Origin of the sequence: Microcystis sp. M53602_WE12, from assembly GCF_030065455.1 — a bacterium.
Lineage (GTDB): Bacteria > Cyanobacteriota > Cyanobacteriia > Cyanobacteriales > Microcystaceae > Microcystis > Microcystis aeruginosa.
Window position 1 is genome coordinate 1 of record NZ_JASJFB010000360.1, and the last position, 9,789, is coordinate 9,789.

Below are 9,789 nucleotides of genomic sequence, written 5' to 3' on the forward strand. Positions count from 1 at the left end.
ACAGGCTATTTTAGAAAAAGAACAGGCTCTTTTAGAAAAAGAACAAGAACGACAAGCTAAGGAAAGATTAGCGGCAAAATTACGAGAATTAGGCATCAATCCCCAGACAATTTAGCCGGTTAAAATCTGCAAACGGCCATCAATAACCCCTTGAGTTACAATTATCTTGATTTGACTGGACGGACCCGAATGCAACTCACTCCCGAACAATACAAAGAAAAAATGCAGCGTCGCGTGGAAGGGCGCACCCTACTACATTCATAATTGATAATTTCTCATAGCTGTTATAATTAGATCAATGTCCCAGCCAGGGGAAAAACTATGACAACTCTCGACATTTTACCAGAAGTCACCTGTCCCCCCACGGATTTATGGAGTGATGAACCACCCTTGGAAAGTGATTTACACCTGCAACAGATCATAATTCTTCTCAGTTGTCTAGAATTGTTATGGCAAGAGAAAAACGATTACTACGCTTCCGGTAATCTGACTATCTACTATAACGAAGAACAACTGAAAAAGCGCGATTTCTGTGGTCCTGATTTTTTTGTGGTTTTAGATACAGAAAAACGTCCCCGCAAAAGTTGGGTGGTTTGGGGAGAACAGGGGAAATATCCCAATGTAATCGTCGAGATTCTTTCCGATTCTACGGCCAATATTGACCGCACTAAAAAGAAAATTCTCTACCAAAATACTTTTCGCACTCCTAATTATTTTTGGTTCGATCCTAATACCTTAGAATTGCAAGGATTTACGATACTTGAGGGACAATATCAAGCTATTTCTGCCAATGACCGGGGTTATCTATGGAGTGAACAGTTAGGATTATATTTAGGCATATTTGAGCGTAAACTGCGTTATTTTACCGCCGATGGTCAATTGGTTCCCACTCCCCAAGAAGCTGAATTACAGCAAAGACAAGCAAAAGAACAGATTCTTTTAGAAAAGGAACAGATTCTTTTAGAAAAGGAACAAGAACGACAGGCAAAAGAACAGGCTATTTTAGAAAAAGAACAGGCTCTTTTAGAAAAAGAACAAGAACGACAAGCTAAGGAAAGATTAGCGGCAAAATTACGAGAATTAGGCATCAACCCCCAGACAATTTAGCCAGCTAAAATCTGCAAACAGCGATCGATAACCCCTTGAGTTACAATTATCTTGATTTGACTGGACAGACTTGAATGCAACTCACTCCCGAACAATACAAAGAAAAAATGCAGCGCCGCAAGGTCATCCAAGAGGAACGTTTAGCCGAAAAAATCGCTGAAAAAGGTTTAATTATCGTTAATACCGGCGATGGCAAGGGAAAAACCACGGCAGCCCTCGGTATGGTTTTACGTTCCCTCGGTCATGGTTACAAAGTGGCGGTGGTACAATTTATCAAAGGTGCTTGGGAACCTGCCGAACAAAAGATTTTTAGTGTTTGGGGGGAACAAATCGAGTTTTATGCAATGGGGGAAGGTTTCACCTGGGAAACCCAAGATAGAGAAAGAGATATAGAGAAAGCCGAAGAAGCATGGCAAAAAGCCCTAACTTTTCTCGAAAATCCCCAATATCAATTAATTTTACTCGATGAGATCAATATCGCCCTTAAATTCGGCTATCTGGATATTCAGGAAGTTATCGCTGGTTTAGCCCGAAAACCCGCTAATTCTCACGTTATTCTCACTGGTAGAGGAGCTTTACCCGAATTAATCGAGATAGCGGATTTAGTCACGGAAATGAAGTTAATTAAACATCCCTTTCGTCAACAGGGAGTAAAAGCGCAACCCGGCATCGAATTTTAATTAACTACTGCTTAAGCGTTGTACCGTCTCTCCCGACAATAATCGATGAGTTTCGGCGAGAAGATAAGGAATTTTATTAGCGTGGGGACTAGCGGCTAAACAGGCAGTTAAATCGAGTTTTTCCACCTCTTTTGCCTGTTGACCGGGGAACCAATGACCCCCATTCCCCAAGAGATTGTATCTGGCCCTCGCAAAGTCGAGCATATCGTAGGCGATAGCGAGATTGCGTAACCAGAGGATAAAACGAATATTGATGTGATTGGGGGTATTTTCCCAGCTAGGTAAACCCACAGACCAAGTTTTCACCCAATTATCGCCTAAACAGTTGATCATTTCCCCTTGCAATCTCTCGATAATTGGCGGTAAAATCTCCTCGGCTCGATCGAGTAAGGGTAAAGTTTTCAGGTGTTCATCAAAATCTCTGGCTCGCGCAGCACCGATACTAAGGGTATGGACGGTCGGATGACTGAGACAGAATAGGTTATTAAAAACCATCGGACTGAGAGGAAAACAGAGAGCCACGAGCTTAGGGGGAGGATTGTAGAGATGGCCGCCCTTATCGGCGGGACTAATGATAAAAACCCCCATATCGTGCTGTTTTGCCGCTTCTATGGCTGGCCAGTTATGCTGAAAAATATAGTACCAGTGCAGATTGAGGTAATCGTAACAATTTGTTGCAATAGTCTTGACAATTACATCAGTTGGTGAATGGGTCGAGAAACCGATAAAACGAACTTTTCCCTGTTGCTGTAATTTTTTCGCCTCTTGCCAACAACCGCCCTCGGCCATAGTGTAATCGAGAATTTCAGCCGTGTTGATGCCATGGATACCCAACAAATCCACATAATCTAACCGTAAAAATTGCCTGGATTGCTCAAATTTACGGCGAAATTCCCGCACATCTTGACTAGGAGAAACTTTCGTCTGCACGATAATCTTGTCCCTCGGTAGTTGCGGCAAAATTTTGCCTAATTGCATCTCGGAAGTGCCGTAACCCCTAGCGGTTTCGATGTGATTAATCCCCACTTCCAGAGATTTATTGATGATTGCCTCTAAATTGCCTTGATTCTCGTCGGGAATTTGCGACATCGGCACATCCTGCCACTGAAATTGATAGCGCATTCCCCCACAGGAAAACATCGGCATTTGTAGATTAGTGCGACCGAAACGACGATACTGCATATATTCAGTTATCAGTTATCAGTTATCAGTTATTAGTGGGAAGTGGGGAAGTGAGGAGACCACTTCGTGCGCGTTGCGGGGGGAGAAGGGAGAGGGGTGATGGGGTTTTAGGGTTTTAGGGTTTTGGGGTATTAGTTGAAACTTCCCTATTTCCCCATTCTCCCATTCCCTATCCCCTGTTCCCCGTTCCCTAAATTTAATCGGATAAAGTGAGAATTTCGACACCGGTTTCGGTGACGGCGATGGTGTGTTCAAATTGGGCCGAAAGTTTACCATCTTTAGTAATAGCAGTCCAACCGTCTTTTAAGACAATATGTTGCCAGGTTCCCTCATTAATCATTGGTTCAATGGTGAATACCATGCCGGGGCGAATTTTTTTGCCCTTGCCACGAGTGCCGTAGTGGGGAACCTGCGGACCGGTGTGAAAAACATTACTGATACCATGACCGACAAAATCTCTAACCACCGAAAATCCTTGTCCTTCGGCATATTCTTGGATAGCCGCCCCGATATCGCCGATTTTACCCCCCGGCTGCACTGCATCTATGCCTCTTTGCAGACATTCTCTGGTAACTTCCACTAACTTTTTGGCCAGGGGGGAGGGAGTACCGACAAAGAAAGTCTGCGACGTATCGCCGTGATAACCTTCTAAAATCGGTGTGACATCGATGTTAATAATATCGCCGTCTTTGAGGATTTGATCGGCGCTGGGGATGCCGTGACAAATAACCTCGTTAATGCTAGTACAGATGGACTTAGGAAAGCCATGGTATCCTAGGGGCGCACTTTTGGCTCCATGGGCGCGAGTCCAACGTTCTGCCTCGTCATTGATTTCTAGGGTACTTACCCCCGGTTTAACCATATCGGCCAGATGGTCTAACAGTTTAGCCGCTAATCGTCCGGCTCGGCGCATTTTTTCAATTTCCCGGGGAGAGAGTAAGGTGATGGTATCGTTGCCCATGAATTATCCGACTGTTGAGAAAGATTCTTGTTACATTTCTTATCCTAGCAAAATCGGGCAGCGTTATTGTTTAGGGGGTTGGGTTATGGGAGTGGGAAGTGGGGAGATGGGTGTAGGGTGTGGGGTGTAGGGTGTGGGGTGTGGGGTGTGGGGTGTAGGGTGTGGGGTGTAGGGTGTAGGGTGTGGGGTGTGGGGAGAATAAATAAAAATAATCTCCTGTCTCCTGTCTCCTGTCTCCTATCTCCTGACAAGACAAATTAACCGAATCTACCGGCTACATAATCGCGAGTTTGTTGATTAACTGCATCGGTGAAAATTTTCTGGGTGGCATCACATTCCACCAAATGACCGACGCGGCTTTCATCGGTATTAAAAAAGGCCGTGCGATCGGATACCCTAGAGGCCTGTTGCATATTATGGGTGACAATGACGATCGTGTATTGTTGCTTCAATTCATGGATTAATTCCTCGACTTTGAGGGTAGAAAGGGGGTCTAAAGCGGAACAAGGTTCATCCATTAATAATACTTTTGGTTTTACCGCCAAAGCGCGAGCAATACACAATCTTTGTTGTTGTCCTCCCGATAATCCTAAAGCGGATTTATTCAACAGATCTTTAACTTCATTCCAAAGAGCAGCCCCTTTTAAAGCTGATTCCACAATTGCATCTAATTCACTGCGACTAGCGGAACGATAAATTCTAATACCGTAGGCAATATTATCGTAAATACTAGCAGGAAAAGGGTTAGGGCGCTGAAACACCATACCCACCTGTCGCCGTAAGGTATGAAGGTTAACTTTGGGAGCGTAGATATCTTGGCCAAAAAACCTAACTTTGCCTTTAACTGTCACCTGTCCCTCTAATTCCCCGATGCGATTGAGGGCTTTTAAGAGAGTGGATTTACCACAACCAGAGGGGCCGATCATGGCGGTTACTTGCCTTTGCGGGATTTCTAAAGAAACACCTTCCAGGGCTTTTTTGCTACCGTAGAAAAAGCTGAGATTTTCGACTTTGATCGCCGAATTAGCTAGAGACGTAGGATTGTTCATGAGAGAGGAATCGATCATAAGAAAAATGCTTAATTTGAGCGTTTACGAGTGACAAAACGGGAAAGAAGGCTAGTAATTAAAACTAAGATAATCAGGACTAAAGAAGCTGTCCAAGCCAAGGAATTTTGTTCAGGAAAAGGGGAACTAGCGTAGTTATAAATCAACACCGTTAAAGCCGGTGTGGGCGACCAAAGACTTTCTTGCCAAAATTGACTAAATAAAGCCGTAAACATTAAGGGGGCGGTTTCTCCAGCAGCCCGGGCTACTGCTAATAATATCCCGGTCATAATTGGTGCGATCGCTGCTGGCAGGACAATGCGAAATACCGTATCGAAACGGGAACCCCCCAAAGCGGAGGAACCGAGACGGTAGGACATGGGTATTAGTTTCAGCGCCTCTTCCGTGGTTAAAGCGATGATCGGCAACATAATCACCCCTAAAGCAAAGGCCCCCGCCACGGCGGAAAATTGTTTGGTAGTTAACACCAAAACCCCGAAGGAAAACACCCCGACGATAACGGAAGGGGTACTACTCAACACCACGATCGCAAAGCGCAGAATGCCGCCAATTTTGGAACCCCGAGCGAATTCCGAGAGGAAAACCCCGGTGAGAATCCCCAGAGGTATGCTGCCTAAAGCCGCTAAACCGACCATAGTTAAAGTACCCACGATCGCATTGGCAAAACCGTTGGGAACACTGGGATCAGAGCCAACTGGGGCGGGTAAAGAGGTGAAAACTTGCCCATTGAATCCGGGTAAACCTTCTTTGACAATTTGAAAGAGGATAGCGAATAAAGGCAGAATAGCGATAGCACTAAGAGCGATCGCTAAACCCGTGAGACCGTTGGTAAAAAAATGTCGCCAGGGTGACAGGGGTTGCTGTAAATCTTCTTCGGGAAAAGCTCCTTGGCTCATAAAATTAACGATTGCGGTTGATAAACTGTACTAATAAAGCCGCTACACTATTGACGGCCAAGGTAATAACAAATAGAATCAAAGCTAAATACATCAAAGCTCCGATGTGGATTTTTTCAAAAGCTTCTGGGAAGGTATTAGCTAGTACGGCGGGAATAGTATAACCGGGGGCCAAGAGGGAGGGAGTAATAATCGAGGAGTTACCGATTACCATGGCCACCGCCATAGTTTCCCCTAAAGCGCGCCCTAAACCGAGGATAATCGCCCCGACAATGCCAGAACTCGCCGCCGGCAACAACACGCGCCAGATGGTTTCCCAACGAGTGGCACCTAGGGCCATGGAGGCGCTGCGTAATTCGGGGGGGACGGTAAGCAGCACATCGCGACTGATAGCGGAAATAGTCGGCACGATCATAATGGCCAGGATCACACCAGCGATCAGCATACTTGGTCCCAAAGGTTGGGTATTAAACAAAGGGAACCAAGCAAAATTTTGAAATAACCATTCTTGCAGGGGTTTAAGCACGGGAATTAGCACGAAAATCCCCCATAAACCGATAATTACACTGGGAATCGAGGCAATTAATTCCACCAAAAAACCTATGGGATAACGGACACTTGCCGGCAAATAATTCTCGCTAGTGGTTAAAGCAACGGCGACACTGAGGGGAATAGCTAATAAAAGAGCCAGAATCGAGGAAACGATCGAACCGAAAATAAAGGGTAAACCACCAAATTTGAGGACGTTAACATCCCAAGTGGTTCCCCAGAGAAATCCCCAACCGAATTCATTGATCGCCGGCCGCGCATCCTGAAAAACAATCCAGGCCATCCAGAGCAGAAAAATTAAACCAGAGGCGGCACAAATCCAGACTAGGAGCGTAAAAATGCGATCAAATAAACCGGCAGTGCCGGGGTTTTCGTTAAGATTGGCTGCTGAAAGATCAAAAGACTCAACAGGTTCAGAAAAATTGGCCATAAAGTAGAGAGCGATTACCAGTTATCAGTTGTTGAAAACGCAACTGTAGGGGCTGAACAATGTTCAGCCCACAGAAAAGAAATACTTGCAGTTATTAGTTATGAGGTTAACTGGTGACTTTTTTCCATTTTACTGGAAAGTGGTGACAATCAAGCCCAAACTAATACAAAAGTATTTAGGTTTGCTGAAAAAGTACGGGCGAAGCATTCGGTTAGAAAATCTCCGGTTTCACCGATAGGTTATTGCCCGAATGCTTCGCCCCTACAGGACGCGGGCCGATGAAGACACAAGGTTTTGAACGACGATTCTCTCAAAATTTGCACCTGTTTCGCGAGAAAAGCCACAAAACCCTTACCTTACCTACATTTCACATTTATTCAGCAAACCCTATTTATTTAATTTTGTTAACTTCGGCTAAAACTTTTTGAGTCACCGATTGAGGAATCCGGGTAAATTCCAATTGATTGTTAATACCTTGACCGGTGGTGAGAATCCAAGTCAACAGTCTTTTAATTTCCGCCGCTTTTTTGTTATCAGCGTAGTCTTTCGGTACTAATAACCAAGTAATCCCGACGATCGGATAACCACTGCTCGGATCATCTACATTAGCGGTAAAATCAGCGTTAAATTTCACCCCTTCCATCGCCTTGTTAGCTTGAGCGAGACTGGGTTCGACAAATTGACCGGCTTTATTTTGAATTCTGGCGGTTCTCATGGTTGCCCCTTCGTTTTTGCGGGCAAAGGTATCTTGAACGTAACCAATCGAGCCTTCTGTTTGTTTAACCAGGGCCGCCACACCATCATTTTTCGGTCCCTTGAGAACGGTAAAACCCCAGTTAGGTTCTTTGCTGGTTCCCACTTTACTTTTGAAAGAAGGACTAATAGCGCTCAGGTGAGAGGTAAAAATCTCCGTAGTACCGCTACCATCAGCCCTAACCACTACTTTAATCGGTCGGTCGGGCAGTTTCGGATCTACTTGTTTCCAGTTGGTGATCTCGCCACTGAAGATTTTACCGAGGTTAGCCCTGGAAATTTGCAGGTTATTTACCCCGGGCAGATTATAAACCACGGCGACGGCTCCTCCGGCGGTGGGAACTAGCAGTAAACCGTTTTTCATCTGGCTTTTTTCCGAGGAGGAAGGAGCGGCATCAGAAGCCCCAAAATCGACGGTTCCGGCGATAAATTGCCGGACACCAGCACCGCTACCGACGGAATTATAGTTAACGGTGACACCGGTGGCGTTTTTATAGTCGGCAAAATAACGCTGGTATAGGGGCGCGGGAAAGGATGCTCCTGCACCGTTCAGGGTTTGGGCGAAAGCTTCTCCCATCGTCCCTGCTAAGGCCGCTGCCGTGGCGAAGGAGACAGCACACACACGAGTTAGGGTAGCAGTTGAGAATATCATAAATTTTCTGGTTGAAGAATCCTGCACAATTGGGAAAGTTGAACTTTCTTCAAAATATAGTTTAAGGCATAAATATTACTTTTAAATCTAGAAATATTGGAGATTTTTTTGGTTAAGATTTGGTAAAATTTCGGTTAAGTTTGATTTAAAAAATTCACAGCTTTTGGCAACAATTTAGTTAGACCGATCAAGACAAAAATCTATTGTATCTATTCAAGGATGAAATCTTAATTTAAACCATCTGTTGGGGAGAAATTGCCCGGATAAAGCTTTTTATCTAGAGCAGGCTGAATAAATCTAAAAACCTTGTTGGATAAGACTTTTAGACTTTTTCCCATCAAAAAGTGCCGATCTTGGAAGTGATCTTGGGGAAATTTAGGCACTTTTTCCCTGAACATTAGGTAATTGACCACCTGATACTAAATCCGTTGAGTATAGGTTACTTATCAGGACAGGCACTCATGCAACAGGCAAGAGGCAAAAGGGTGAATAAATAATCAGTTTTTAATAACCGGATTTAGTATAAAAATGGGTAAAACCCCACACCCTGCACCCACGAAAAACTTTTTCAGCAGACCCTAATTAGGGTTGATCAAGCTTTTTGCCGGTGATTTGGCTAATATATACCCGTTGGCTAATCTTTACTCCTGATCTGGGGATTGTCCGAAAAGATGCTCTACAATTCGCTTAACTTCTGTACGGATGCCGGTGACTTCGTTGCGGAAAAACTGTCGATCGCTCTCAGCTTGAGTGATAAATTGATTTAAGCGCTCGTTGGTTCGTTCAAGACTCCCTGCTATTGTCCTAACTTCACGGGTTAGCTGTGCTATATCTTCTCGATTCTGTTGCGTGAGGACAACGGTAGCCTGTAGTATGCTCTCGATCCGTTCTAATCTTTCATCCGTCATCGGTTACAATCCCTTTAGCGCTTTTTATCGGTCTCTCTACTTAGAATTATATAGGGCTTGCTGAATAAATCTAAAAACCTTGTTGGCATAGTTGGCATAGAAGGCGTGTTTAGTCTTAGCCATCTCAAACAAACTAAAGTCGATCAAGAAGCAATAAAAGAAGGTAGAGAAGAAGGTCAACAACGGGGAAAATTACCAGCAAAATTTAGATTATATTACCCTCGCTACTGCCTTAGACTTAGACAGGGAAAGGGGGCGAGAAGTTCCCGAAAACTGCCGTCAAAATCTCTCCGTAATCGGGCAATTTTATGAAACTAATTCTCTCCGTCCTGATGACTCTTTTTATCTTTGGTTTTGCTATTCGTTTATTGGCTCTGATTGGTTTCCCTATGATACTTTTAACTATTAGTGCCAAAGGTTTTCGCAATCAGTTAAGTTAATCGTTTTTCAATCATTCCCTGGGGAAAAAATTAATCTATCCCGGGGTCGTGAACAACGATTAATTATTAATCCTTTAACCAAAACGACCGCTAACATAATCTCTAGTGGACTCTTGAGCGGGATTTTGAAAGATTACCTCGGTGCGATCATATTCCACTAAATA

The 9,789-nt window shown here is 44.3% G+C and carries 11 protein-coding genes and 2 pseudogenes; 4 read left to right on the forward strand and 9 right to left on the reverse strand.

Features of this window, described 5'->3' with window-relative positions; genetic code table 11:
• The 3 genes and pseudogenes from PX482_RS12510 to cobO form a co-directional block, all read left to right on the forward strand.
• Nucleotides 1–115 (forward strand): annotated as a pseudogene (locus tag PX482_RS12510) (Uma2 family endonuclease); the annotation flags it as partial.
• A gap of 206 nt (nt 116–321) precedes the next feature.
• Entirely contained in the window at nt 322–1,107 is a 786-nt protein-coding gene (locus tag PX482_RS12515) for a Uma2 family endonuclease (protein ID WP_288122505.1), read from the forward strand.
• 74 nt (nt 1,108–1,181) lie between these two features.
• Nucleotides 1,182–1,787, forward strand: a complete 606-nt coding sequence (gene cobO, locus PX482_RS12520) for a cob(I)yrinic acid a,c-diamide adenosyltransferase (protein WP_002760003.1) — start codon at nt 1,182–1,184, stop codon at nt 1,785–1,787.
• Here the strand turns inward: cobO and PX482_RS12525 are convergent, their stop codons facing one another.
• The 8 genes from PX482_RS12525 to PX482_RS12560 form a co-directional block, all read right to left on the reverse strand.
• Nucleotides 1,788–2,969: an aldo/keto reductase gene (locus PX482_RS12525; protein ID WP_288122507.1), complete on the reverse strand. Its 1,182-nt coding sequence runs from the start codon at nt 2,967–2,969 to the stop codon at nt 1,788–1,790.
• 196 nt (nt 2,970–3,165) lie between these two features.
• Nucleotides 3,166–3,930 carry a type I methionyl aminopeptidase gene (gene map, locus PX482_RS12530; RefSeq protein WP_002760006.1) on the reverse strand — a complete coding sequence of 255 codons (765 nt, stop codon included), beginning with the start codon at nt 3,928–3,930 and terminating at the stop codon, nt 3,166–3,168.
• A gap of 70 nt (nt 3,931–4,000) precedes the next feature.
• Nucleotides 4,001–4,186, reverse strand: coding sequence for a hypothetical protein (locus PX482_RS12535; protein ID WP_196219836.1), 186 nt, complete (start codon nt 4,184–4,186; stop codon nt 4,001–4,003).
• Between the two features lies 1 nt (nt 4,187).
• On the reverse strand, nt 4,188–4,997 hold the full coding sequence (pstB, locus tag PX482_RS12540) for a phosphate ABC transporter ATP-binding protein PstB (protein ID WP_002760008.1): 810 nt from the start codon (nt 4,995–4,997) through the stop codon (nt 4,188–4,190).
• An 11-nt stretch (nt 4,998–5,008) separates the two neighbouring features.
• Entirely contained in the window at nt 5,009–5,893 is an 885-nt protein-coding gene (gene pstA / locus PX482_RS12545) for a phosphate ABC transporter permease PstA (protein ID WP_002760009.1), read from the reverse strand.
• A 4-nt stretch (nt 5,894–5,897) separates the two neighbouring features.
• Nucleotides 5,898–6,872, reverse strand: coding sequence for a phosphate ABC transporter permease subunit PstC (pstC, locus tag PX482_RS12550; protein ID WP_002760010.1), 975 nt, complete (start codon nt 6,870–6,872; stop codon nt 5,898–5,900).
• A gap of 391 nt (nt 6,873–7,263) precedes the next feature.
• Nucleotides 7,264–8,277, reverse strand: a complete 1,014-nt coding sequence (gene pstS / locus PX482_RS12555; RefSeq protein ID WP_002760012.1) for a phosphate ABC transporter substrate-binding protein PstS — start codon at nt 8,275–8,277, stop codon at nt 7,264–7,266.
• A 641-nt stretch (nt 8,278–8,918) separates the two neighbouring features.
• Complete coding sequence (locus PX482_RS12560) at nt 8,919–9,185, reverse strand: hypothetical protein (RefSeq protein WP_002760014.1); 267 nt, start codon at nt 9,183–9,185, stop codon at nt 8,919–8,921.
• Nucleotides 9,186–9,493: 308 nt separating this feature from the next.
• On the opposite strand from PX482_RS12560, the gene PX482_RS12565 reads away from it, so the two are divergent.
• On the forward strand, nt 9,494–9,625 hold the full coding sequence (locus tag PX482_RS12565; RefSeq protein WP_002760015.1) for a hypothetical protein: 132 nt from the start codon (nt 9,494–9,496) through the stop codon (nt 9,623–9,625).
• 74 nt (nt 9,626–9,699) lie between these two features.
• On the opposite strand, the pseudogene PX482_RS12570 reads toward PX482_RS12565, so the two are convergent.
• Nucleotides 9,700–9,789: pseudogene (locus tag PX482_RS12570) on the reverse strand (phosphate ABC transporter ATP-binding protein); the annotation flags it as partial.

Coding starts and splice junctions, on each gene's coding strand:
- PX482_RS12560 (WP_002760014.1), bottom strand. CDS start 9,185: ATGACGGATGAAAGATTAGAACGGATCGAGAGCATACTACAGGCTACC.
- PX482_RS12565 (WP_002760015.1), top strand. CDS start 9,494: ATGAAACTAATTCTCTCCGTCCTGATGACTCTTTTTATCTTTGGTTTT.
- map (WP_002760006.1), bottom strand. CDS start 3,930: ATGGGCAACGATACCATCACCTTACTCTCTCCCCGGGAAATTGAAAAA.
- PX482_RS12515 (WP_288122505.1), top strand. CDS start 322: ATGACAACTCTCGACATTTTACCAGAAGTCACCTGTCCCCCCACGGAT.
- cobO (WP_002760003.1), top strand. CDS start 1,182: ATGCAACTCACTCCCGAACAATACAAAGAAAAAATGCAGCGCCGCAAG.
- pstC (WP_002760010.1), bottom strand. CDS start 6,872: ATGGCCAATTTTTCTGAACCTGTTGAGTCTTTTGATCTTTCAGCAGCC.
- PX482_RS12525 (WP_288122507.1), bottom strand. CDS start 2,969: ATGCAGTATCGTCGTTTCGGTCGCACTAATCTACAAATGCCGATGTTT.
- pstB (WP_002760008.1), bottom strand. CDS start 4,997: ATGATCGATTCCTCTCTCATGAACAATCCTACGTCTCTAGCTAATTCG.
- pstA (WP_002760009.1), bottom strand. CDS start 5,893: ATGAGCCAAGGAGCTTTTCCCGAAGAAGATTTACAGCAACCCCTGTCA.
- pstS (WP_002760012.1), bottom strand. CDS start 8,277: ATGATATTCTCAACTGCTACCCTAACTCGTGTGTGTGCTGTCTCCTTC.